Origin of the sequence: Thalassospira sp. B30-1, assembly GCF_015767575.1 — a bacterium.
GTDB classification, from domain to species: Bacteria; Pseudomonadota; Alphaproteobacteria; order Rhodospirillales; family Thalassospiraceae; genus Thalassospira; species Thalassospira xiamenensis.
In genome coordinates, this window is the sequence record NZ_CP065232.1 from 168,842 (window position 1) to 193,150 (window position 24,309).

Sequence of the window (24,309 nt, forward strand, 5' to 3'; positions counted from 1 at the left end):
TTGCGCTTGGCGGTGCCGGGGGCTATGGTATCCGGGCCCGCCACCATCTTTAAGGTCATCATCATGAAGCTTACCCTGTCAGACGCACATGCGCTTGTGTGTGATACCCTGCTGCGTTGCAAGGTTGATCCCGACAATGCCAGATCGGTGGCAACCGCCCTGATCACGGCCGAGGCCGCAGGGCAGGGAGGGCACGGTTTGCGCCGCGTTCCGGCCTATGCCGCGCAGGCCCGTGCGGGCAAGGTGGACGGGTTTGCCAAACCGGTTGCCGATCAGCCGTTTCCCGCCGTGTTGCGGATCGATGCGCAGCTCGGCTTTGCCTATCCGGCACTTGACCTGATGATCGAACGATTGCCCGATATCGCGCGTGCGCAGGGGATTGCGGTGGCGGCAATCCATAAATCCCATCATGCCGGGGTGATGGGATTTACCGTGGAAAGACTGGCCGAGGCGGGGCTGGCGGCGATGATGTTTGCCAATGCCCCGGCCGCGATGGCGCCCTGGGGTGGGCGTCGTCCGATGTTTGGCACCAACCCGATTGCCTTTGCCACCCCGATCGGCGATGGCGATCCGATCGTGATTGATCTGGCATTGTCCAAGGTGGCGCGCGGCAAGATCATGGCGGCCAAGCAGAAAGGGGTTCCGATCCCCGATGACTGGGCATTGGATGCAGACGGCAATCCGACCACCGATGCGGTCAAGGCGCTTGAAGGCACGATGGTTCCGGCAGGCGGGGTCAAGGGGGCAGCCCTTGCCATGATGGTCGAAATGCTGGCCGCCGGATTGACCGGTGCGCAATTCGGGCATCAGTCATCGTCGCTGTTTGATGACAAGGGTGCGCCGCCGGCATTGGGTCAGATGGTTATTGCGATTGATCCGGTTGCGGTTGGCGGGGCGGGGATCATTGATCATTTGCGCTATATCGCAGATGAGATCGCGCTTGAGGAAACCGTGCGGTTGCCGGGGCGACGCGGGCAGAATGCGCGGCGGGATGCGGAAATTCAGGGGCTGGATATCGAAGATGATGTCATCGCCGCGATTGAAGCCATCAAGTAAATCCATACGCGATGATGCGAAATACGAGACCCCGGCAGTTTCTTTCTGTCGGGGTTTTTTGTGATTTGGCCCGCCTGTATCCATATTTGTGAACGCGGTCACAAGTAATAATTGAATTATTACACTGCCATTTCTTGGATGAGCGTTTTTTTATTTGAATAATATATTGATGTATAGACAAGTTTGATTGTTGTCGGTGAAATGAAGGCGTCGTAATCATCGAACTGTAACATCATCGTCACCATAGAGTCGCGGTTTGTGCGTAGCTTCTTGACCAGCGAAACACAAGCAGGCGGACTTTAATGCTGGTCGTAGATATTTCCGGACTGAACAAGAGCTTCTCGCGCGATAAACGGGCATTGAACAATGTCAGTTTACAGGTCCGCGAGGGCGAGATGGTCGCGCTGATCGGGGCGTCCGGTTCGGGCAAATCCACCCTTATCCGTCATATTGCCGGTTTGCTGCGCGGGGATCGCGATGGTGGCAAGATCGAAGTATTCGGTGAAGTCATCCAGCAGAACGGTCGCATTGCGCGGGGTGCGCGCAAGGTGCGGGCCGATATCGGCGTTGTGTTTCAGCAATTCAATCTGGTCAGCCGCCTGACGGTTCTGACCAATGTTCTGACCGGGATGCTGGGCCGGGTGCCGGCATGGCGCGGGTCGCTTTGCCTGTTCACCAAGGCCGAGCGCATGCGGGCAATGACCGCGTTAAAGCGTGTCGGCATTGACGGGCATGCGATGAAAAAGGCGCGCAACCTTTCGGGCGGGCAGCAGCAGCGTGCGGCGATTGCGCGCACGATTACGCAGGGCGCACGTCTTATTCTGGCCGATGAGCCGATTGCATCGCTTGATCCGGCGTCATCACGCAAGGTGATGAATACGCTTGATCGGGTGAACCGCGAAGACAATGTCACCGTGATCGTATCGCTGCATCAGGTCGATTATGCCCGTGATTATTGTGCGCGCACGATTGCGATGCGCGATGGCGAAGTCGTTTTTGACGGCCCATCCACCGAACTGACGCCGGAATTCCTGCGCGAACTTTACGGCGAATATTCTTCCGAGCTTTTCGCACCTGCCCCGGATCAAGTTCCGGCCAAGAGCAGGGTTGCGGAGAAGGATCTGGCGTTCGCTTCAAGCTAGATCAGGACGATTTCTCTCTGCCTTACCTCTTTTTATTTCACCTCTACCAACCAACCTGACGGGGGACTTCCCATGATCCGCAAGACAATTGCATCCGCAGCCCTTGCTGCCAGCATGCTCGTAACCGGCGTGGCCTATGCCGATGTCGAATTCAAGCCGCTTGAAAAAGACCCGGAAACCATCGTTTTCGGCTTTATCTCAACTGAATCCAGCTCCAACCTGAAAGCCCAGTGGCAGCCGTTGATCGAGGATTTGGAAGAAGCCCTTGGCAAGGATGTCGAAGCATTCTTCGCGCCGGACTATGCCGGGATCATCGAAGGCATGCGTTTTGGCAAGGTTCACGTTGGCTGGTTCGGTAACAAGTCGGCGATGGAAGCCGTTGATCGTGCGGGCGGCGAGGTTTTCGTCCAGACGTCCAAAAGCGATGGCACGAACGGCTATTATTCCCACATCATCACCCAGGCTGATAACGACAAGCTCAACACGCTTGCTGATATGCTGAAATGCGACGGCACGCTTAACTTCGGTATCGGTGATCCGAACTCGACCTCTGGCTTCCTGGTTCCGACCTATTACGTCTTTGCGCAGAACGGCGTTGATCCGAAAAACTGCTTCAAGACCGTTCGCAATGCGAACCATGAAACCAACCTGATGGCGACTGCCAATAATCAGGTTGATGTTGCAGCCAACAATTCCGAACAGCTTGCCCGCACCCAGATGGTCAAGCCGGAAATCACCGACAAGGTCAAGGTGATCTGGACCTCGCCGCTGATCCCGTCTGATCCGATGGTTTATCGCAAGGATATGTCGCGTGAACTGAAATCCGAAATCAAGGCGTTCTTCCTTGGTTATGGTCGTCTGGGCAATGTTGAAGAAGCCAACAAGGTTCTTGGCGGCATTCAGGATGGCATGGGCAAGTTCATGGAAAGCAGCAATGCGCAGCTTTACCCGATCCGTCAGCTTGAACTGTATAAAAACAAGCTGAAAATCGAGAACACGGCAGAATTGTCGGCGGATGAAAAAGCTGCCCGCATTGCCGAGATCGACATGAAACTGGCCGAACTCGACATTCTGGTTTCTTACGAGTAACCGGTTCTATGGCAGGGGGCCCGCATGCGGGCTCCCTGTTTGCTTTTTTACCATCCGGGATTAACACCATGAACAGCAGTATTTCTTCTGCCGCGGCGGCACCGGCGGAACTTCCGCCACGCGATCTGAAACGATCCGCTGCCAATATTCTTTTATGGACCATCATCATGGGTCTTCTGGCCTGGTCCTGGGAAGGCGCGGATATGCGTCCGATGGCGCTGGTGGAAAACAGTGGCAACATGGTCGATTTCGCGGACGGGTTTTTCCCGCCGGATTTCCTGATGTGGAAAACCTATGTCAGCGAAATGTGGATCACCATCCAGATTGCGATCTGGGGTACGGCGCTTGCGATTGTCTGTTCGATCCCGTTTGGCATTCTGTGTTCTGAAAACATCGTTCCGTTCTGGGTTTACCAGCCGGTACGCCGCCTGATGGATTCCTTCCGCGCGATCAATGAAATGGTTTTTGCCATGCTGTTCGTTGTTGCGGTTGGTCTTGGTCCGTTTGCAGGTGTCCTTGCGCTTTGGATCCATACCACCGGCGTTCTGGCAAAGCTGTTTTCAGAAGCCGTCGAGGCAATTGATCCCGAACCGGTCGAAGGTATCCGGGCCACCGGTGCCAACGGGTTGCAGGAGGTCATCTTTGGGGTGATCCCGCAGGTTCTTCCGCTTTGGATTTCCTATTCGCTGTACCGGTTTGAAAGCAACGTGCGGTCGGCAACCGTTCTTGGCATCGTTGGTGCGGGTGGCATTGGCATGGTTTTGTGGGAATATATCCGCGCATTTTATTACGCGGAAACCGCAGCGGTCATGATCATCATCATCATATCGGTTAGTCTGCTTGATGTGATTTCGCAGCGTCTGCGCAAACTGGTGACCTGATCCATGACGTTCAAGATTACGCAGGCCAAACCGGCAATGAAACAATTGTCGGAGGCCCCGACGATTGATCCGAGTGCGGTGGTGGTTGATTGCGAATTTGGTGTCTGGACCGAAATTGGCCCGCGCACCAGCATCCGCGAAAGCGTGATGGGTGATTATTCCTATGTCGTCAATGACAGCGAGATCATCTATTCCGACATCGGGAAATTCGTAAATATCGCCGCCCACACGCGGATCAATCCGGGGCAGCACCCGATGGACCGGGCATCGATGCATCATTTCCAGTACCGGTCGAGTGCCTATGAGCTTGGCGATGATGATCCGGCATTTTTTGACTGGCGCCGGGAAAAGCGGGTCAAGCTTGATCATGATGTCTGGATCGGGCATGGCGCGATTGTTCAGGGTGGGGTTACCATCGGGATCGGCTCCGTCGTCGGTTCGGGTGCGGTGGTGACCAAGGATGTGCCGCCCTACACCATTGTCACCGGCATTCCGGCCAAACCGCTTCGGCCGCGATTTGATCCGGAAATTGTTGATGCGCTGCTTCGTATTTGCTGGTGGGACTGGGATCATGCAACATTGGCAGAACGGCTTGACGATTTTCGGCGTCTGCCGGTACGGGATTTCTGTCTGAAATACGATTTGCGATAAATCGACATCCAATCTGAGGCCCCATGACCGATTATCAGCGTTATGCTGTTTATTATGCACCAAAAGCCAACAGTGATCTGGCGGATTTTGGCAATGCCTGGCTGGGGCGTGATCCGGCAACCGGGCGGGAAATCGCGCGCCCGGATGTTGCGGGACTTGACCGGGACGAGATCGCATCGATCACCGTTTCCCCATCGCGATACGGGTTTCATGGCACCCTGAAACCGCCATTTGCCTTAAAGGATGGGCAGACACGCGCGCTGCTTGAAAGCGCGATTGCCGACTATTGCGCCGGGGCAAGCCCGGTTGCGTGCGGTCCCCTGATCCTGAAAGCCATCGGAAGTTTCATCGCACTTGTCCCGACCGAACCGGTCGGCGGGCTTGGCGATCTGGCATCCGGCCTTGTGAAGGTGCTTGACGGTTTTCGCCAGCCCGAAGACGAAGCCGCGATGAACAAACGCCGTGCATCGGGACTGAGTGACCGGCAGGAAGAATATCTGGTCCGGTGGGGGTATCCCTATGTGATGGAAGAATTCCGTTTTCACCTGACCCTGACCGGCAAGCTTGATCCGGATCGGCTGATGCGGGTGCGCGATGCGCTTGCCCCGATTGTTGCACCGTTGTGCGAGGCACCATTTACGATCAGCGATGTCTGTCTTTTTGGTGATCCGGGGGATGGAAAGCCGTTTGATTTGTTGCGACGCTTTGCGCTTGGATGACGGGTGATTGCGCTCCGGAAGTTAAAAAAATGCTGCAGTGTTTTGCTGCAGCATTTTTTGTTTAGACTGCCCTGTTTCCGGGCGATTGGTTCTTTGGGGCCGGGCGATGGAAAATGGCATCAATGAAACGGCCAATACCGGTTTCAAGGTCATTGTCATTTTCAACGGCGATCACGTTGGGACCATCGACCTGATAGGCCGATGCACGCCGCAGGCGTTGTTCGATATCGTCGGAACTTTCGCGGCCACGGGCCACAAGGCGTTGGCGAAGGGCATCCTCGCCCGCGCGGATGCTGATGACCCGGACGTGATCGGAACCCAGAAGATCGCGGGCATCGTCAATCACGCTGCGCGAGGCGTTGACGACAACGATTTTGCCGTTGGCGACGTCGTTCTGGACATGATTGGGAATGCCGTAACAAAGATTGTGCGCCCGCCAGCTCAGCAGGAAGGCCCCCTGCTTTGCCATCGAAGCAAAATCCTCGGCGCGGACAGGAATATGGATTTCGCCAACCGATCCGGCCGGGCGGGTAATGCAGCGACGGGGAAACAGGATGGTTTCATCGTCGTGCAAACGTGCCCGCGCCGCATCCAATAGGGTATCCTTTCCAACCCCGCTGGGGCCGACGACAAGAATCAGCAATCCATTTTCCGAAACGCCATGAGGGGTGTCATGGCGCGCGATCATGACACGCGGCTTCCCAGACGCCACACACCACGCACAATCGGATGATGCGGTGAATGATGGACCCGGATCAGGTCGCCGCGTTTGCCAACCGCAATTTCGCCCCGGTCATCAAGGCCGACCTGTTTTGCCGGGGTCAATGTTGCGGTGCGCACCGCACGCGGCAGGTCATAGGCATCGAAATCATCAAACAGTTTCATGACGCCATGCAGCAGACTGTGCGGGACATAGTCGCTTGAGATAATGTCGAGATAGCCGTGCTTTGCCAGATCGCCCGCGGCGACATTGCCGCTATGTGAGCCGCCGCGCACAAGGTTCGGCCCGCCCATCATCACGCCAAGCCCGCCTTCGTGTGATGCCTTGGCAGCCGCCAGTGTCGTCGGGAATTCGGCCACCGTCATTTTATCGGCGACGGCTTCGGCAACGTGTTCCTCGGTCGCGTCATCGTGGCTTGCCAGTGCAAGGCCCCGGCTATGGGCGACGTCGACAACGTGGCGGCGGTGTTTGGCGGAATACAGTTCGGAATCACGTTTGCGGCTGGCGACGAATTTGCGCATTTCCTCGTCCGAGAGGCCGTATTTGCCCTGATAATAGGTGTAATAGGCATCCAGACTGACGAATTGGCGTTGGCCCGGCGTGTGATCCATCACCGAGAGCATCTTGACTAGAGGCAGATCAACCAGATTATCGAGTGCCTCGACCAGCCCGCCATAGGACGTTTCACAGCGCAGATGCAGTTTGTGATCTGCGCGCAAAAGGTTGTTCTCGAGCGCATGCTGAAGGGCAGTCACCGATTCAACCAGTCGTTCGATCCGTTCTGATCCGTCTGAGACGTCGCCGACTGAGATGGCATCAAAGACCGTTGTGATGCCGGCACTGGCGACCTGATTGTCGTGCGCAATCACCGCAGCGGTAGCGGGCCAGCGGGTTTTGGGACGCGGGGTCAGGTGTTTTTCGAGATTGTCGGTATGAAGTTCGACCAGACCGGGCATCAGATAATCGCCGCCCATGTCTTCGGCACCGGGCAGATTGGACGGGCGGTCCGAGATATCGGTGATCAGTCCGTCTTTGATCTGAACGGCACCTTCGATGACATCATTGGCCAGGACAATTTTGGCATTGGTAAAAATCTGTTCAGTCATTGGCCCCAACTTTAAACGAAGTCACATCAAACGATCCCGTGCAGACCGCATCGCGGGTATCGTGATCATGGAAAATACCGGCAATGGCAGCGCCGCGTGCCTTGGCTTCTTCAATCAATGCCAGAACCGTGGCACGATTTTGGGTGTCAAGCGATGCGGTCGGTTCATCAAGCAGCATGATCGGATAATCGGCGATGAAACCGCGCGCGATATTCACGCGTTGCTGTTCGCCCCCGGAAAAGGTCAGGGGGGAAAGTTGCCACAGACGTTCGGGAATGCGCAAGCGGGTCAGAAGATCGCGGGCCTTTGCCAGTGCCGTTTCGCGGGCCGTGCCCAGCGCGATCAGGGGCTCGGCGACGATTTCAAGTGTTGGTACGCGCGGGATGACGCGCAGGAACTGGCTGACATAGCCCATGGTGCGTTTGCGCATATCAAGGATCGCATGCGGGCTTGCGGTGGTGATATCAAGCCAGTCGCCATCGTGCAGCACGCTGATCGAGCCGCTTGAACAGGTGTAATTGGCATAAAGCATGCGCATGAAGGTGCTTTTCCCCGATCCGGATTCACCGGTCAGCGCGATGCATTCACCGGCATTGAGGTGGAATTCCACCCCTTCGAAAACCGGGATCGTGACGCTGCCCTGAGTATGCAGGGTAAAGCCCTTGGCGACGTTTTTGGCGTGAAGCATTTCAGACATTTCAATCGCCCTAATTTTGCAGGATGGAAGAAACAAGCAGCTGGGTATAGGCGTGCTGCGGATCGTCGAGCACCTGATCGGTCAGGCCGCTTTCGATCACTTGGCCGTTCTGCATGACCATCAGGCGATGCGATAACAGGCGGGCGACCGCCAGATCGTGGGTGACGATGATCACCGCCAGATTAAGGTCGTGAACCAGCCCGCGCAGCAGATCGAGCAGGCGGGCCTGAACCGAGACGTCCAGACCACCCGTGGGTTCGTCCATGAAAACGAGACGCGGGCTGGTTACGAGGTTGCGGGCGATTTGCAGGCGTTGCTGCATGCCACCCGAAAAGGTTGAGGGCAGATCATCAAGGCGTTCGGTGGCAATTTCGACCTTGCCAAGCCAGTTTTCCGCGGCATTCCGGATGTTGCCGTAATGACGATCACCGACCGCCATCAGGCGTTCGCCGATATTGGCCCCGGCACTGACATTCATGCGCAAACCATCGCGGGCATTCTGGTGGACAAACGCCCAGTCGGTGCGCATCAGCAATCGACGTTGCGCTTCGGACATCTGATAGACGTCACGGATGCCATCAATGCGGGTGTGATATTCGACCGTGCCCTTGGTCGGTTCCTGCCGGGCTGCAATGCTGCGCAGCAAAGTTGATTTTCCGGAGCCGGATTCACCCACGATGCCAAGCACTTCGCCGGGGCGGAGTTCGAAGCTGACATTGCGGCAACCGACCCGGTCGCCATACATCATGGTCAGGTCGGAAACGCGCAGAAGCGGTTCATGTGAATGGGTCATTATTCTGCGGCCTTTCCGTTGCTGTGGCTGGTGCCAAGGGGCTGATCATGATGTTGCGGGCCGCGATGGCCGGCTTCCTGCCGTTCGCTGCAATAATCGGTGTCCGAGCAGACGAACATCCGGTTGCCCCTGTCATCGAGGATGACTTCGTCAAGGTAGCTGTCGGTTGCGCCGCACATGCCGCATTCGTCTTTCCAGCTTTGCACCTCGAACGGGTGATCATCGAAATCGAGGCTTTTGACCTTGGTGTAAGGCGGCAGGGCATAGATGCGTTTTTCGCGTCCGGCCCCGAAAAGTTGCAGGGCGGCCATCATGTCCATTTTCGGATTGTCGAATTTCGGTGTCGGCGACGGGTCCATGACATAACGATCATCGACCATCACCGGATAGGCATAGGTGGTGGCGATATGGCCGTGACGCGAAATGTCCTCATAAAGCTTCACATGCATCAGCCCGTATTCCTCAAGCGCGTGCATCTTGCGGGTTTCGGTTTCGCGCGGTTCAAGGAAGCGAAGCGGTTCGGGGATTGGCACCTGATAGACAAGGATCTGGTCTTCGCGCAGTTCCTTTTCGGGAATGCGGTGGCGGGTCTGGATGATCGATGCCTCGGCGGTTTTTTCCGTGGTGGCGACATTGGCGGTCTTGGCAAAGAATTGCCGGATCGACACGGCATTGGTGGTGTCATCTGCGCCCTGATCGATGACCTTAAGCGTATCGTCCGGGCCGATGACGGCGGCCGTGACCTGCACCCCGCCCGTACCCCAGCCATAAGGCATCGGCATTTCGCGACCGGCAAACGGCACCTGATATCCTGGGATGGCAACGGCCTTTAGCAACGCGCGCCGGATCATGCGTTTGGTTTGTTCGTCAAGATAGGCAAAATTATAGGCCGAAGATGCTTCCACCGGATTATTTACGGTCTGTTCCATATTGGTTACTCCGCGGCTTCGGGTTGTGATCTGGCGTTTTTGGCATCGGCTGCGTCCGCCTTTGCCAGACGTTCCAGCACTTCGGCACGCATGCGCCGGACAAGTTCAAGTTCGCCCTGGAAATCGACATAGTGGGGCAGCTTGATATGTTCGACAAAGCCGGTTGCCTGCACATTGTCGCTATGTTCCATGACGAATTCCTCGTCCTGGGCCGGGCCCATGACCTGTTCGCCCATTTCACGCGCGCGCATGGCGCGATCCACCAGTGCCATCGAAATCGCCTTGCGTTCGTTCTGACCGAAGACAAGCCCGTAGCCACGGGTGAATTGCGGCAGTTTGGTTTTGGAACCCTTGAACTTGTTGACGGTTTCGCATTCGGTCAGTTCGATATCACCGATATCAATGGCAAAGCCGAGTTCTTCGGGTTCGATTTCGACCGCAACGCTGCCATAGCGGATTTCACCGACAAAGGCGTGGCTGTTGGCGTAGCCGCGCTGGGTGGAATAACCGAGTGCCAGAACAAAGCCCTCGTCCCCGCGGGCGAGATTTTGCAGGCGAAGATCACGATCCGCCGGGAATTTGACCGGCTCGCGCGTCAGGTCGGCGACCGGGGCGTCATCATTGGTCGGGTTGGGTTCATCCTGTATCAGGCCCTCGTAATTCAGAAGGTCGTCAAGAACGCGGGGCATGGTTTCATCAACCGGGTGATCGGCGGTGTGGGCGGTTGCCGGTTCCTCGCCATTGGCCATCAGGGTGAAATCAAGCAGGCGGTGCGTGTAATCAAATGTCGGGCCCAGAATCTGCCCACCCGGCAGATCCTTGAAGGTTGCCGAAATGCGGCGTGCGATATCCATTTCGGCGGTTTTGACCGGTTTGGAAAAGGCAAAGCGCGGCAGCGTGGTGCGATAGGCGCGCATCAGAAAGATCGCCTCGATCAGATCACCGCGCGCCTGCTTGATGGCAAGGGCGGCGAGATCGCGGTCATAAAGCGATCCTTCGGCCATGACGCGGGTGACCGAAAGCGACAATTGCTGTTCGATCTGGCTGGTTCAATCTCGGCAACGTCCCTGTCGCCACGGCGTTTTTCGGCCAGAAGCCGGTGGGCATTGTTGATGGCGCGTTCGCCACCTTTGACGGCTACATACATTTTATCTGACCTCGATCCGGGTGGTGCGCGGAAGGGCGGCGATTTTGCGATCTGCGGCAAAGACGACATCGACACCGCAGGGGAACAGATGATGGTTTTCAGAACGCCATGCGTGGAAGGCAGCGGGCAGGCCGGGCACGGAAAGGTTCTGGCTGTCCTTGATGCCGGGCCCACGCAGGATCATGTCGGCCTTGTCCGATATGTCTTCGACCATCAGGATCAGGGTTGCCGACTGATCGGGATATTCGGCATTGCCAAGCGCCAGATCGGTGATGAAACCAAGATCTTCGCCAAGGTTGACCACGGCAAAATCGGCAGCGGATGGTGTTCCGGTGATCGGGCTGCCGCAATGGAATTTCAGATGGGCATTGGCCCCGTCCGATGCGCAATCAGGTGACAGCCAGATTGTCGTATCCATATCGGCCATCGCCAGCAGAAAGGCGGTTGCGGATTTGTTCAGCCCGACCGGTGCCGGGAGATCAAGCGGCAGATCGTAAATCCGACCGGGATGCGCCATCGCATCAAGAAGGGTGCGGAAAACGGCATTGGACTCAAAGGCGGCATTTTCAAAACCGCGCAGCAATTCGGGGGTCCGTGGTTGCAGGGTCATTCGTCTTCTCCGCGGACAAGGGTAAAGAAATCGACCTTGGTGGCCGCAGCCTTGCGGGCGGCTTCGCGTTTTGCCTCGGCCTGCTGGCGGGCCAGCATGTCGATGAAATCGGACGCACCATCGTCGCGTTGCATGATCGCATCAAACAGGGCGGCATATTGTGCCTGTATCCGGTCGCGCCCCTTGACATAGGCATGACCGACGGTGCCGTCGGACAAAGTGACCGCGCAGCGTGTGACGGTCATTTCGCCAAGGTTGAAGCGCTGCCCGGCCCCACCGGCGCGACCGCGCACCATGACCATGCCGATTTGCGGTTCGCGCAGGTGGCTCCATTGCACATTGGCAAAATGATCGTGCCATTCCTGTTCAAGAATTGCGCGGTTCGTGCGGGCCAGCACCGCCATCCAGCGGTGGCGTGCCTGTGTGGCGGGATCGATGTTCGATCCGTGGTCTGATCCGGATTGCGGTGCGGGTTGCGCCGTCATCTGTTTGATCCTTCTATGCGGGTATCGACAAATTCAAAATTTGTCTAGACGTCTATACATATTCACGTTATAAGACGATTACGCGCGCTTGGCAAAGGCCTTGCGGTGAAAGTTTTGTGAATGGGGATTTCGATGGATTGGGAAGCAGGGCTATCTATCTGGAAGCAAATCGAAAAACAGCTTCTTGCCGATATTGCCAGCGGGGTGTTCGCACCCGGCGATAAAATGCCGACCGAGATGGAACTGGTCCGCCGATTCGGCGTGAATCGCCATACGGTGCGACGCGCGATGTCAGCCCTTGTCGATGCCAATGTCGTGCGTGTCGAACAGGGACGGGGGGCATTTGTTCAGGAACAGATTCTGGATTATCCGCTTGGTGCCAAAACGCGGTTTTCCCAGATCGTATCGGGCCGTCATCGATTGCCGGACAAGAGATTGATTTCGTCTGAAGTCCTGAAAGCCAGTGCAACCATCGCCCAGTTTCTGGATGTCAAACCGGGGACGCGGGTTGTCGAACTGTTTTCCGTGTCGGAGGCCGATGGCATTCCGCTGGCGGTGGCGACAAGCTATCTTCCGGTTGCGCGGTTCGAGGGGATTGTCGAGATATTTACCCAGACAAAATCCCTGACCGAAGCTTTCAAGCATTTCGGGATTGATGATTACAGCCGCAAAACCACCCGCATCAGTGCCCAGTTGCCATCATCACGTGTGGCAAGCCTTTTGAAACAGGCGAAAAACCGGCCGGTGATATCGACGGAAAGTGTTGATGTCGATTCTGCCGGTGTACCGATTGAATACGGGATTACCGCCTTTTCCAGTGACCGGGTGCAGTTGATTGTCGAGTAGTAGACAGGTTCAGTATTCCCGCCCCGGACGGGCCCTATAGACCGGGAAGCTCAGTTTAAACCATATGGCACTTGCGCGCAGGGCGAAGGAACACAGGAACGCGATCAGGGCGACCGGGGCACGGGGAAGCGACAGGATATCGGTTCCGATCACATAGATTGATGCGCCGAGAAGCGCGCAGGTGATGTAAATTTCCGGGCGCAGGATCAGCGGGATTTCGTTACACACCACATCACGGACCATGCCGCCAAATGTGGCCGTGATGGTGCCAAGGATGATGGCAACCAATGGCGATACGCCAAGGTTAAGGCCGATGGCCGCCCCCGTCACGCCAAACATCGCAAGCCCGAGAGCATCAAGCCAGATCAGCGCGACATAACGCCGTTCAACCAGATGGGCGGTGAAATAGGTGAAGACGGCACTGCCGATACAGGTAATGACCCAGGCCGGGTCCCTGATCCAGAAAACCGGTGTGGCGCCAGTGATCACGTCGCGAACCGTCCCGCCGCCGATGCCGGTAAAGGTCGCGATCAAAACGAAGCCGACAATATCCATCTGGCGCCGCGATGCTTCCAGCGCGCCGGTCACGGCAAAAACGGCAACGCCGGTCAGTTCGAGCCAATAAATAATCTGGGTAATTGTCATAATGTCGCTTCAATACCGTTTCAGATATGCAGTCTTATCGGATCGATCTGACTTGCCGGATGGCATAGAATTTCAGTATCACCGATTTTTCAGCATGTTTGGTGCCATCATGCCAAACGTAAGATCGCTTTGGAAAATGTTTTCCCCGTTCGTCTTAAAAAGCCGAGAGCGCGGTCTTATATGCAGCACACGATAAGCCGCATGTCTTAAAAATGACGGCATATAAATCGGGCAATCGCAAATAAGGCTGTCCGTAGGGAAGTGAGAGGATTGACTGTGAAAAGCTTTTCGCAGGTGGGTGTCCGTGTCCAGATCGCGCTGGTCACAGCTGTGCTTGTTGCGGCACTTGCCGGCATCATGAGCTATGTCGTTGGTCAAAGGTCGGCTGACGTTCTGACAAGGCAGATCGGCACTGGTGTGGCCGATGTTGCACTGCAAATGGCAGACGAGCTTGATCGCACGATGTGGACCCATCGCGGTGAAGTCGCGGTTCTTAGTACCTTGCGCGCGATCCGAAACCTGAATGACATTGATCAGGCCAGCGAACTGATCAACCGGTTGCAGCATGAATTGCCAATTTTCACATGGATCGGTGTGGTGGATGCGAATGGCACCGTTGTTGCCGCTACGGGGGATATTCTGGTCGGCAAGGACATTTCGGCACGGCCGGTTTTTGAGTTTGGCCGCAAGGAGATGTTCATTGGCGATGTCCATGACGCCAAATTGCTGGCCGAAAAATTTCCGGGCCCGACCGGCGAGCCGATCCAGTTTGTTGATATTGCCGTTCCGTTGCTAAACGATGCCGGTAACTTCAATGGGGTTCTGGCAACGCATCTGAGCTGGGAGTGGGCGAATACGGTAAGGCGCAACCTGTTCGCAGGCCAGGGTTTGCATCGGAGCGTTGATATCTTTGTCATCAGTGCCGATGGCACGGTCCTGCTTGCGCCGGATTTTGAAAGGGCGGGCCAGAAGCTTGATCTTGATCTGAAAAGTGCAAACGACACGCCGAATGCTGGCTGGCAGATCGCCCGCTGGCCCGATGGCAATGACTATCTTACGGGGGCTGCACCGGCCGATGGCCACCTTGATTATGCCGGGCTTGGCTGGACTGTGCTTGTGCGCCAGCCGGTAACCTCGGCATTGATGCCGGTCAACGATTTGCGTTCCGATATTCTGGCGCTGGGCCTTGGTCTTGCGGTGCTGTTTAGCATCATTGCCTGGTGGGGGGCTGGTTTCATCGTCGGCCCGCTGGTCAGGATCGCGAATGCCGCCGGGGAGCTTAAACGTGGTGAGATCGAAAACCTGCCACAGGTTGCAGGGGCGCGCGAAATCCGCACGCTTTCAAGCAGTCTGAACAGTCTGGTCGTTAAACTGACCGAGAAGGACAACGCCCTTGGCGAGATGAAGCATATTGCGCATCATGATCCCCTGACCGGGCTTGGCAACCGTCTGGCACTGGATGTTTATTTCGAACATGCCCTGGCGCAGGCCAACCGCCAGCGCAGTCAGCTTGGCATTCTTGTTCTTGATCTGGACGATTTCAAACCGGTCAATGACCGGCTGGGGCATGCGGCAGGGGACGAGGTGCTGTGTGAAGTTGCCCGTCGGCTGCGTCGCTGTGTGCGCGGTGGGGATCTGGTTGCCCGCACCGGTGGGGACGAGATGGTCATTGTTTCGCATCTTGGCGAAAACGGTGTGACCGAAGCGCGCGCACTGGCCGAAAGAATCCTTAATGACATTCTGATGCCGTTCATTACCGGCGGAAACCGGATATCGATCAATATCAGCATCGGTATTGCCGTTTATCCCGATCATGCCACCCGCCCGGAGACGCTGCTGGAGCAGGCCGATCAGGCGCTTTATGTGGCCAAAAGCAAGGGCAAGCATCGCTATGTCATTCATGGTGAGGAAAACCGCGCGCAGAATTCAGGCTCACGCGCCTGAAATCGGGTCAGATATGACCATCCAATGGCTTGACTTGGTGGTGATTGCTAAGCATTAAGCAATTCATGACCATTTCATCAGAAACCGAACTTGAACATCTGCGCCGTATTGGACGCATCTGTGCGCGTGCGCGCGACGTGATGGGGGCTGCGGCCGTTGCCGGAATGACCACGGCCGAACTTGATGCCATTGGCCGCAAGGTCCTTGAGGATGCCGGGGCGGTTTCAGCACCCGAAAGCGAATATGATTTTCCCGGTGCGACCTGCATCAGTGTGAATGAGGAAGTCGCACACGGTATTCCGGGTGATCGGGTTCTGGCGGATGGCGATCTTGTGAATATCGATGTGTCGGCGTCGCTTGACGGCTATTTTTCCGATACCGGTGCCAGCTTTATCGTCGGAACGCCGCGCCCTGAAATCGTGAAGCTGTGCGATGATGGCAAAAAGGCAATGTGGGCGGGGATCAAGGTCGTGCGCGACAAGGCACCGATCCGTGAAATCGGTCTTCGGATCGAAAACTTTGCCCGAAAGGGCGGTTACAGCCTGATTAAAAATCTGGCCAGTCACGGGATCGGCAAATCATTGCACGAAGCGCCGGAAACCATCCCGACATGGGATGATCCGCGCGAACGCCGGTCGCTGAAAAAAGGTCAGGTCATCACCATCGAACCGTTCCTGTCGCGGGGGTCGAACTGGGCGCTTGACGGGGATGATGGCTGGACGCTGTATGCCGATACCGGCGCACCCACCGTACAATACGAACATACGCTGGTGGTGACACAGAATGGCTATGAAATCATGACATTGGCCGGATAAACCCACCGGTTCATATTGCGCAGCATGATGGATATGAAAAAGGCCGCCAGGAACAAGCCGGGCGGCCTTTTTAGTGCGGTATTGATGGCAGTTATGCGCCGTATTTTGCCTTGGCTTCGCGGCGACGCGCGTGCAGGACCGGCTCGGTATAGCCATTTGGCTGTTCGCGGCCCTTGAACACCAGATCACAGGCGGCAGCAAAGGCAACACTGTCATCAAAGTTCGGTGCCATGTTGCGATATTCCGGGTCGCCTTCGTTCTGTTTGTCGACGACGGCGGCCATGCGTTTCATGGTTTCCATCACCTGATCCTTGGTGCAAAGCCCGTGATGGAGCCAGTTGGCGATATGCTGGCTGGAAATGCGCAATGTGGCGCGGTCTTCCATCAGGCCGACATTGTTGATATCGGGCACTTTGGAGCAGCCAACCCCGGCATCGATCCAGCGGACAACATAGCCAAGAATGCCTTGGGCGTTGTTATCAAGTTCTTCCTGGATTTCGCTTGGCATCGGGTTGATGTCGCCAAGACGCGGGATCGAGAGGATATCATCGAGGCTTGCGCGTTCGCGTTTGCCAACTTCGTCCTGTACGGCACGGACATCGACCTGATGGTAATGCATGGCATGCAGGGTGGCCGCAGTGGGGGATGGAACCCATGCGCAGTTGGCGCCGGCTTTGGGATGGCCGATTTTGGCGGTCATCATTTCGGCCATGCGATCCGGTTTGGCCCACATGCCCTTGCCAATCTGGGCGATGCCCTTCATGCCGCATTCAAGGCCGACATCGACATTCCAGTTTTCATAGGCCGAAATCCAGTACTGGTCTTTCATCGCTTCCTTGCGAACGACCGGGCCTGCTTCCATGCTGGTGTGGATTTCATCGCCGGTGCGGTCGAGGAACCCGGTATTGATGAAAACAACACGGTCCTGGGCAGCACGGATGCATTCCTTGAGGTTCACCGTCGTGCGGCGTTCCTCGTCCATGATGCCGACCTTAAGGGTATTTTCCGGCAGGCCGATTTCACGTTCGACAAAGGCAAACAGATCATTGGTCAGGGCGACTTCTTCGGGCCCGTGCATTTTCGGTTTCACGATATAGACGCTGCCATGGCGCGAGTTCGAGACGCTGCTATTGCCGTCAATGTCGTGTTTGGCAATCAGGCTGGTGAACATCGCATCAAGGAAGCCTTCGGGGACTTCGTTGCCATTGGCGTCAAGCACCGCGTCGCTTGTCATCAGGTGGCCAACATTGCGCACCAGCATCAGACTGCGCCCCGGCAGGACAACATTGTGGCCATCAAACCCCTGATAGGAACGGTCCGGGTTGAGGCGGCGGGTAACGGTTTTGCCGCCCTTTTCAAAGCTTTCTTCCAGCGTGCCTTTCATCAGGCCAAGCCAGTTGCGATACACCGCAACCTTGTCTTCGGCATCAACGGCGGCAACCGAATCCTCGCAATCCTGAATGGTGGTCAGGGCGGATTCCATGATCACATCGCAGACACCGGCCGCATGGGTTTTGCCAATCGGATGCGTGGGATCAATGCGGATTTCCAGATGCAGGCCATGATTGCGCAGCAGGACTTCGGAAAGGGCACCGTCTTTTTCGTTGTAGCCAATAAATTGCGATGGCTGTGCCAGCGATGTTTCGCTGCCGTCTGACAGGGTCACCACCAATGTCCACCAGCCAGACCCGTCTTCGCGGACTTCGTATTTGGCGACATCGGCATGTTTGCCATTGGCCAGCGGCACCGCCTGATCAAGGAATTTTGCGGCATAGGCAACGACGGCTGCCCCTCGCTTGGGATTAAAGCCAGCGGTCTTTTCCTTGCCATCGGCATCGTCAATGACATCGGTGCCATAAAGCGCGTCATAAAGGCTGCCCCAGCGGGCATTGGCCGCATTAAGCGCGTAACGCGCATTCATCACCGGCACGACCAGCTGCGGGCCGGCGACGCGGGCGATTTCCGGGTCAACATTGGTGGTCGAAATATAGAAATCGTCGCCTTCGGGCAGAAGATAGCCGATTTCCTTGAGGAATTCCTTGTAGGCCAGCGGGTCGCGGGCCTGATCCTGCCGAGACAGGTGCCATTCGTCGATTTTGGCCTGCAACTCGTCGCGCTTTGCCAGCAGCGAACGGTTGCGCGGGCCAAGTTGGTTCACGAGCTTTTCGAACGATGCCCAGAACTGGTCGGAGGAGACACCGGTGCCCGGGGTGATTTCGTTGGCAACCAGATCATGCAGAACGGTTGCGATCTGAAGGCCGCCTTTGGTGATACGTTGGGTCATGTTTCCTCTCGACAGGCTTGAAGTCTTCTGCACGGCCCGATGTGACCGATGCATATCTTTGTCACAACATATGGGCTGGAAGCGGGCAGGGTCCACAGCCGGTTTCACTTTCGTGGGATGTTTTCCGTATTGTGGAAACGATACCGACGCCCGCCGGGTGATTATTGCAGTTATATGCCGCTATATTTTGCCCAAAGACGGGGTGTTAAGGGTTGTGTCTGTTTTGATCCGGGCCCTGATTTGGGTCTTGATCCGGGGCTGAGCCCGCCTGATCAGGGGTGTCATCTGTCGCGGGATGGCCGATATCGTCCGGTCGGTCGGCGGCATGTGAGGCACTTCCGTCTTCTTCCTCGACGATGTCATCGGTGATGGGCGACATTTCAAGTGCCATGGGCGTGGTGCGCGGCACGGCGACAAACTGGCCCTGCTCCTCGATCGTGATGCGGCGACCGAAACCGGCACGATAGATGGCAAAGCTTGCCACCAGCACGCCGACAATCGCAAACAGAACCGGCATGCCCCATGGACCAAAATGACCAATGGCAAGCGACCCGATGATCGGCCCGGTGGCAGCAGACCCGCCATAAATGATCAAGAGGCCACCCGATGCGGAAACGATCTGATCGGGTTCGAGATAGTCATTCACATAGGCGACCGACAGGCCATAAACCGGCATGATGAAAATGCCGATGATCGCGCCCCAGACAGTCAGATTGGCGCGCACGACTTCTGGCGCGACAAGCGGGAACAGCCCGCAGATGGCAAGCCCGATCAGCACGGCGATCATGACATACTGGCGCGGGACAATGTCGGACAGGCGGCCAATCGGCCACTGCATGATCATGCCGCCCAGAATGACGAAGGCCATGAAGTTGGCGACCTCATTGGTTGCCAATCCAAGGTCGGAGGCAAAGATCGGACCGACGCCATAAATCGCACCGGACAGAACGCCACTGCCGGCGGCGGCGACAAAGCCGAGCGGCGAAATGGCGTATAGCTGACGGAATTTCATGCGCGCGCCACTGACCGCGGCGGGCGGGGGCTGCCGGGTGAGCGCAATCGGCACCAGAGACAGCGACAAAAGGACCGATGCCACGGTGAACAGTTCGAAACTGCCAATCGGTGACACGTTCAGCAACAGCTGCCCGATGGCAAGACCCGCCAGCGACACGGTCATGTAGGCGGCAATCATGCCGCCGCGCGATGTATTGTCGACCTGTTCGTTGAGCCAGCTTTCAATCACCAGATACAGGGCCGAAATGCACAGGCCCGTCATGGCACGAAACAGCGACCAGGTAATCGGATCCACAAACACGGCATGCAAAAGCGTAATTGCCGATCCGGTCGATGCCAGTGCGGCAAAGGTCCGGATATGCCCCACACGGTTGACAAGCCCCGCCCCCCAGATGATCCCGCCGATAAACCCGGCATAATAGGATGCCATGATGATACCGGTATAGATCGGGGCAAATCCCTCCGACGAGGCGCGCAACGCCAGCAGCGAGGATTGCAGCGACGCCCCGGTATTGAGGGTGAAGGCTGCAAACAATGTCGCAGATAATGCGATGATCAGTGCGACCGGCGAACGGGGCATTGCTATCCTCTGGTGGTAAAGTCGCGGCAGGGTCTACCCTGCGCGAAGGTCGGGAACCCTGTCAATCTTTACAAGGTGCTGTTCTGAAAGGTCTTGTCAGCCTTGCGGGACATGTGACGGATCGAACGTTACGGCGCATAAGATGTTCCGCAGAATTTCAAGCATTGAATTAAAGTCGAAGCCCTGCCGCGAACAGTACCGGTTTTGCGCAACTGCCATGTTAAAAGTGCGATAAGGTTGAAACCGGTAAAGGGTGGGCTGAGCGAATAACCAGCTTGACCTTCGGCCCTTTGATGCGCTCTATGACTTGGAATTGGAAGCAATTTGCCAAAATCCGTTGCCGTAAAGACGGATTTTTGCGTTGATCGCCACTATTGGCCCGATCCGCACCCAAGTTCGGTATTTGCAAACCGACCGGTGCCCGGGTTCTGCAAGGGGAGGAAACCTTGAACATTCTTCGTACAATCGGCGCAATCGCGACCGGTATTGTTGCCTTGTCGGCGGTAAGTGCCGCCCAGGCAGAAACCCGCGTCACTTTCAAATCGGCCAAGGCGGCGTCATCCTATTATCAGATGGCAGCCCAGTTCGCAGAAGCGATCAAGACCGGTACGGACGGCGAAATCATCGTCACGGTCGAGGAAAGCCAGGGATCGGTCCAGAACGTGATGGAAGCATCGGTTCGCCCGGGCAATTATCTTTTCACAAGCCCGCCCGCACTTGTTGGCCTTGCACAGGCAGGCAAGGGCGCGTTTGAAGGGCGTCCGACCGAAAAATTCAATGAAGTCCGGGCCCTGTTCCCGATCCCGTCGCTGACCATGCATTTCGTGATGCGTGCTGATTCGGGCGTAACCGACTTTGCCGGGCTTGAGGGCAAGACCATTCTGCTTGGCAAGGGGTCGTTTGGCGCGAATGAGGGTGAAAAATACCTCGATCTGTTCGGGCTTAAAGATAAGGTCACACTGTCAGAAGCGGAGCTGTCCAACGCGGTTGCCGCCCTTAAAAACGGTCAGATTGACGGTTTTGTCACTGCCGGTTCCTGGCCCGCGCCGAACGTGATCGAGGCCGCGGCAGGCACGGATGTCAATATCCTGTCGCTTTCCGATGACCAGCTTGCGATGACCAAGCGCGATCTGACGGTGATCCCGGCCGGGACCTATAACGGTCAGAAGGATGATATCCGCACCTCTTCCCTGTCGGTGGTTGCCTATGCCACGACCGAGATGGATGATGAAACCGCCTATCAGCTGACCAAAACTTACTGGGGCCAGAAATCCGCCATGAGCTCGAACGCGTCTTGGTGGAAAGGTGTGACCCAGGAAATGCTGGCCAATATCAAGGGTAAAATTCACCCCGGCGCGCTTCGTTTTTACGCCGAAGCCGGTTTCCCGGTTCGCGACGATCAGAATTGATCGCCGATTGGCAATAATGTGATGACAGGCCCGGCCGCCACAGCCGGGCCGTTCTTTATCGGACGTATCAGGATTACGATGTCTGCTGTTTCCCGCCCTTTCTGGATTGCGCTTGGCGCGGTATCCATCTTTTTTCATCTCTGGCTGATTTTTTCGGGGCTGGTTCCCAATCTGGTCAGTCGGCCGTTGCATATGGCTTTGGCGCTGCCTTGGGCATTGGTGTTTGTTGCCAAAACACCGTGGCAGAAAATCAGCGGTCTGATCCTGACCGTGATCGGGTTTGCGGCATGTTTGTGGGTGGCGTTCAATCATGGCATGCTGGGTGATCAATACGGGTTCCTGGTCGGGAATCTGCAAATTGCCATATCATTTGCCCTGCTGGGCATTGTTCTTGAAATGGCACGGCGCGCGATTGGCTGGCCTTTGCCGAGTGTGGCGGCGATTGCGCTGCTTTATGGGTTCTTTGGCGAATATATTCCCGGTGAATTCGGCCATGGCGGGCTTCCGATTGAAAGCATGCTGGGTACGCTAACCATTGCCGAAGGCGGCCTTTGGGGAAGCCTGACCGGGGTTTCGGTCAGCATCGTTGCGATCTTTGTCATCTTTGGCGCGATCCTGAATGGCGGCGAAGCCGGGCAGGGCTTCATGAATGTTGCCGGTGCGGCTGCGGGGCGGCTGCGTGGTGGCGCGGCCAAGGTTTCGGTGATTTCGTCGGCGTTGTTTGGCTCCATTTCCGGGTCTGCGTCGGCCAATGTGGCGTCCACCGGGGCGATTACCCTTCCGGCCATGACCAAGCTTGGTTATCCGAAAAAACTGGCCGCCGCGGTCGAGGCGGTGGCATCGTCGGGCGGGCAGATCATGCCGCCCTTGATGGGGGCCGGGGCCTTTGTCATGGTCGAGCTGACCGGGCGGCCCTATGTCGAGATCATGGTTGCGGCCATTTTGCCGGCAATCCTTTATTTTCTGGCGGTGTGGGTCGGGATCAATGCCTTTGCGCTTCGCTATGACTTGCCCGGTGTGCCGGAAAAAGATCGGCCTGATACCCGTGCGGTCATTGTAACCTCCGCCTTCTTTCTTGTGCCATTTGCGATCCTGCTTTGGGGCATGTTTGGCGGTGGCTATACGCCGCAATATGCCGCCTGCCTTGCGATGATTGCCGGTGCGGCTTTGCTGTTTTTAGATGGCAATCTGCAATTCAGCCTGAGACGGACGGGCGAAAGATTTACCGAGGTCTGCCTGAGTGCCGGGCGGCAGGTATCGATGATTGCCGCCATCATTTTGTGCGCGTCCATCGTTATCGGTGTTTTGGGTCTGACCGGGCTTGGCGTGAAGATCACGTCGCTTTTGCTGTCGGGATCGGGCGGGATGTTGTGGCCGGCCTTGCTGCTGACGGCGGTGGCGTGCCTGATCCTTGGCATGGAAGTGCCGACAACGGCGGCTTATGTGATCTGTGTTTCGGTGGCCGGACCCGCCCTGACCGAGCTTGGGCTTGATCCATTGCAGGCGCATCTTTTCGTGTTCTGGTTTGCCCTGCTGTCGACGATTACCCCGCCGGTTTGCGGTGCGGTGTTCATTGCCGCGGGCATGGTCGAGGAAAACTGGCTGAAGGTGGCCGGAACGGCAATGGCGCTTGGCGTCGGGCTTTACATCGTGCCGCTGGCGATGATCGCAAACGGGTCATTGATTGATCTTGCGGCCAATCCGGTTTGGGCGTTGGTTGCCGGGCTTAAGGTTGCGGTTGGTCTGACGGCGATTTCATATGGCCTGATATCGCCGCGCCCGGTTCTGGTCCGCATCGCATCGGGCGTTATGGGCGGGCTTGTCATTTTTGTTGCCGGGGTTTAACCCCGGCGGCTTCCCTGTTGGTCCTGCGTCTGACTGAAATCATCAAGCAGCTTCATGAAATCATCGACATCCGGGAAGCCCGTGAAGCTGTGCTGTGCCGGGATGCTGACCCATGGCAGTTTTTCAGATGTCATGGTTTCGATGAAGGGTGTGGCAAGGGACTTCTGATCAAACAGGGTCGGGCGGACATTGACAAAATCATCCATGCCGGTGATCCGGGTAAACATCCATGTCTTGCAGTCGGGGCAGAAAAAATGGTCCAGTTCGGGGCCTTGAACGCCGCCTTTGACCGGTGTCCCGCGCACAACGCGAAAGCTGTCTGATTTGCACATCGCTGTGAGCGAAAAGGCGCTTGAGCTCATTTTCTGGCAACCGCGACAATGGCAGGCTGCGGTCAGGACCGGGGGTGCTGCCAGCGCGATTTCAAGTTTCCCGCAACGGCAGGATCCTTTGACGGGATAGGAAATCTTGTCCATCGACTGGCACCCGGTTGTAATTGCGCACAAAAAAGGTCAGGCATGCAAATTAATGCGTGCCTGACCGGAATGCCAACAGGTTCTTCGCCAGGGTGCTTTGTCCCTGGCGGCTATTGGGTGCTGTTAGTGATTTCTGCGTTAAGCGCGTCCGCTACGCGGACCGGCAAACAGCCAGATGATCAGGCCGAGAACCGGCAACACGAGGATCAGAATCGTCCAGATGATTTTTGAACCGGTGCTGGCACCGCTGCCCATGACATTGATGATCGCCCAGATATCGGCAATCAGAATGATCAGTCCGATAATTCCACCATATTCCATAACCCAACCTCATTTTTCTGTGTCAGCAGACAGGAAAGCTGTCGGCTGTTCTTGAAAGTCAAACGGCTTGGATGGGAAGTTGTTCCCGCGGGGTATTTTGCGAC

The 24,309-nt window shown here is 56.7% G+C and carries 23 protein-coding genes and 1 pseudogene; 11 read left to right on the forward strand and 13 right to left on the reverse strand.

Going from position 1 to position 24,309, the window contains the following annotated elements; all coding sequences use genetic code 11:
- Positions 1-63: 63 nt before the first annotated feature.
- The 6 genes from IT971_RS00770 to IT971_RS00795 all read left to right on the forward strand — a co-directional run bounded on the left by IT971_RS00770 (position 64) and on the right by IT971_RS00795 (position 5,538).
- The gene (locus IT971_RS00770) at positions 64-1,056 is read left to right on the forward strand and encodes an Ldh family oxidoreductase (protein ID WP_063093598.1); all 993 of its coding nucleotides are present in this window, start codon (positions 64-66) and stop codon (positions 1,054-1,056) included.
- A 302-nt stretch (positions 1,057-1,358) separates the two neighbouring features.
- On the forward strand, positions 1,359-2,198 hold the full coding sequence (gene phnC, locus IT971_RS00775) for a phosphonate ABC transporter ATP-binding protein (protein WP_063093599.1): 840 nt from the start codon (positions 1,359-1,361) through the stop codon (positions 2,196-2,198).
- A 72-nt stretch (positions 2,199-2,270) separates the two neighbouring features.
- Positions 2,271-3,287: a phosphonate ABC transporter substrate-binding protein gene (gene phnD / locus IT971_RS00780; protein WP_063093600.1), complete on the forward strand. Its 1,017-nt coding sequence runs from the start codon at positions 2,271-2,273 to the stop codon at positions 3,285-3,287.
- Between the two features lie 68 nt (positions 3,288-3,355).
- Positions 3,356-4,168, forward strand: a complete 813-nt coding sequence (phnE, locus tag IT971_RS00785; RefSeq protein ID WP_037990637.1) for a phosphonate ABC transporter, permease protein PhnE — start codon at positions 3,356-3,358, stop codon at positions 4,166-4,168.
- Positions 4,169-4,171: 3 nt separating this feature from the next.
- Positions 4,172-4,819, forward strand: a complete 648-nt coding sequence (locus IT971_RS00790) for a chloramphenicol acetyltransferase (protein WP_063093601.1) — start codon at positions 4,172-4,174, stop codon at positions 4,817-4,819.
- Between the two features lie 23 nt (positions 4,820-4,842).
- On the forward strand, positions 4,843-5,538 hold the full coding sequence (locus tag IT971_RS00795) for a DUF1045 domain-containing protein (protein ID WP_063093602.1): 696 nt from the start codon (positions 4,843-4,845) through the stop codon (positions 5,536-5,538).
- A gap of 61 nt (positions 5,539-5,599) precedes the next feature.
- Here IT971_RS00795 and phnN read toward each other — a convergent pair whose 3' ends face one another.
- The 8 genes and pseudogenes from phnN to phnG all read right to left on the reverse strand — a co-directional run bounded on the left by phnN (position 5,600) and on the right by phnG (position 12,026).
- Positions 5,600-6,226: a phosphonate metabolism protein/1,5-bisphosphokinase (PRPP-forming) PhnN gene (phnN, locus tag IT971_RS00800; RefSeq protein WP_063093603.1), complete on the reverse strand. Its 627-nt coding sequence runs from the start codon at positions 6,224-6,226 to the stop codon at positions 5,600-5,602.
- Positions 6,223-7,365, reverse strand: coding sequence for an alpha-D-ribose 1-methylphosphonate 5-triphosphate diphosphatase (locus IT971_RS00805; RefSeq protein ID WP_063093604.1), 1,143 nt, complete (start codon positions 7,363-7,365; stop codon positions 6,223-6,225). The genes phnN and IT971_RS00805 overlap by 4 nt, the downstream gene beginning before the upstream one ends.
- Positions 7,358-8,062 carry a phosphonate C-P lyase system protein PhnL gene (gene phnL / locus IT971_RS00810; RefSeq protein WP_082822613.1) on the reverse strand — a complete coding sequence of 235 codons (705 nt, stop codon included), beginning with the start codon at positions 8,060-8,062 and terminating at the stop codon, positions 7,358-7,360. Before phnL ends, IT971_RS00805 begins: the two co-directional genes overlap by 8 nt.
- Before the next feature lie 10 nt (positions 8,063-8,072).
- A complete protein-coding gene (gene phnK, locus IT971_RS00815; protein ID WP_063093605.1) occupies positions 8,073-8,855 on the reverse strand; it encodes a phosphonate C-P lyase system protein PhnK in 783 nt (260 codons plus the stop codon).
- Entirely contained in the window at positions 8,855-9,784 is a 930-nt protein-coding gene (locus IT971_RS00820; protein WP_063093606.1) for an alpha-D-ribose 1-methylphosphonate 5-phosphate C-P-lyase PhnJ, read from the reverse strand. The genes phnK and IT971_RS00820 overlap by 1 nt, the downstream gene beginning before the upstream one ends.
- A 5-nt stretch (positions 9,785-9,789) precedes the next feature.
- Positions 9,790-10,931: pseudogene (locus IT971_RS00825) on the reverse strand (carbon-phosphorus lyase complex subunit PhnI).
- A gap of 1 nt (position 10,932) precedes the next feature.
- The gene (phnH, locus tag IT971_RS00830; protein ID WP_063093608.1) at positions 10,933-11,541 is read right to left on the reverse strand and encodes a phosphonate C-P lyase system protein PhnH; all 609 of its coding nucleotides are present in this window, start codon (positions 11,539-11,541) and stop codon (positions 10,933-10,935) included.
- Positions 11,538-12,026 carry a phosphonate C-P lyase system protein PhnG gene (phnG, locus tag IT971_RS00835; protein ID WP_063093609.1) on the reverse strand — a complete coding sequence of 163 codons (489 nt, stop codon included), beginning with the start codon at positions 12,024-12,026 and terminating at the stop codon, positions 11,538-11,540. The genes phnH and phnG overlap by 4 nt, the downstream gene beginning before the upstream one ends.
- Before the next feature lie 132 nt (positions 12,027-12,158).
- Here phnG and phnF point away from each other — a divergent pair, with 132 nt between their 5' ends.
- Entirely contained in the window at positions 12,159-12,872 is a 714-nt protein-coding gene (gene phnF, locus IT971_RS00840; protein ID WP_223304964.1) for a phosphonate metabolism transcriptional regulator PhnF, read from the forward strand.
- Between the two features lie 9 nt (positions 12,873-12,881).
- On the opposite strand, the gene IT971_RS00845 is transcribed toward phnF, so the two are convergent.
- Positions 12,882-13,517: a trimeric intracellular cation channel family protein gene (locus IT971_RS00845; protein ID WP_007089242.1), complete on the reverse strand. Its 636-nt coding sequence runs from the start codon at positions 13,515-13,517 to the stop codon at positions 12,882-12,884.
- Positions 13,518-13,793: 276 nt separating this feature from the next.
- Between IT971_RS00845 and IT971_RS00850 the strand changes: the two genes are divergently transcribed.
- Positions 13,794-15,461, forward strand: a complete 1,668-nt coding sequence (locus IT971_RS00850) for a GGDEF domain-containing protein (protein WP_063093611.1) — start codon at positions 13,794-13,796, stop codon at positions 15,459-15,461.
- Positions 15,462-15,526: 65 nt separating this feature from the next.
- Positions 15,527-16,276: a type I methionyl aminopeptidase gene (gene map / locus IT971_RS00855; RefSeq protein WP_007089240.1), complete on the forward strand. Its 750-nt coding sequence runs from the start codon at positions 15,527-15,529 to the stop codon at positions 16,274-16,276.
- 91 nt (positions 16,277-16,367) lie between these two features.
- Here the strand turns inward: map and IT971_RS00860 are convergent, their stop codons facing one another.
- Together IT971_RS00860 and IT971_RS00865 are read right to left on the reverse strand one after the other, a co-directional pair.
- Complete coding sequence (locus IT971_RS00860) at positions 16,368-18,560, reverse strand: malate synthase G (RefSeq protein ID WP_063093612.1); 2,193 nt, start codon at positions 18,558-18,560, stop codon at positions 16,368-16,370.
- A gap of 205 nt (positions 18,561-18,765) precedes the next feature.
- The gene (locus IT971_RS00865; protein WP_063093613.1) at positions 18,766-20,154 is read right to left on the reverse strand and encodes an MFS transporter; all 1,389 of its coding nucleotides are present in this window, start codon (positions 20,152-20,154) and stop codon (positions 18,766-18,768) included.
- Between the two features lie 446 nt (positions 20,155-20,600).
- Here IT971_RS00865 and IT971_RS00870 point away from each other — a divergent pair, with 446 nt between their 5' ends.
- Together IT971_RS00870 and IT971_RS00875 are read left to right on the forward strand one after the other, a co-directional pair.
- A complete protein-coding gene (locus IT971_RS00870; RefSeq protein WP_063093702.1) occupies positions 20,601-21,563 on the forward strand; it encodes a TAXI family TRAP transporter solute-binding subunit in 963 nt (320 codons plus the stop codon).
- A gap of 21 nt (positions 21,564-21,584) precedes the next feature.
- Positions 21,585-23,408 carry a TRAP transporter fused permease subunit gene (locus IT971_RS00875; RefSeq protein ID WP_223304966.1) on the forward strand — a complete coding sequence of 608 codons (1,824 nt, stop codon included), beginning with the start codon at positions 21,585-21,587 and terminating at the stop codon, positions 23,406-23,408.
- Here the strand turns inward: IT971_RS00875 and IT971_RS00880 are convergent.
- Positions 23,405-23,884, reverse strand: a complete 480-nt coding sequence (locus IT971_RS00880; RefSeq protein ID WP_063093615.1) for a GFA family protein — start codon at positions 23,882-23,884, stop codon at positions 23,405-23,407. The genes IT971_RS00875 and IT971_RS00880 overlap by 4 nt on opposite strands.
- 138 nt (positions 23,885-24,022) lie before the next feature.
- A complete protein-coding gene (locus IT971_RS00885; RefSeq protein ID WP_037990397.1) occupies positions 24,023-24,205 on the reverse strand; it encodes a PLD nuclease N-terminal domain-containing protein in 183 nt (60 codons plus the stop codon).
- Positions 24,206-24,309 lie beyond the last annotated feature (104 nt).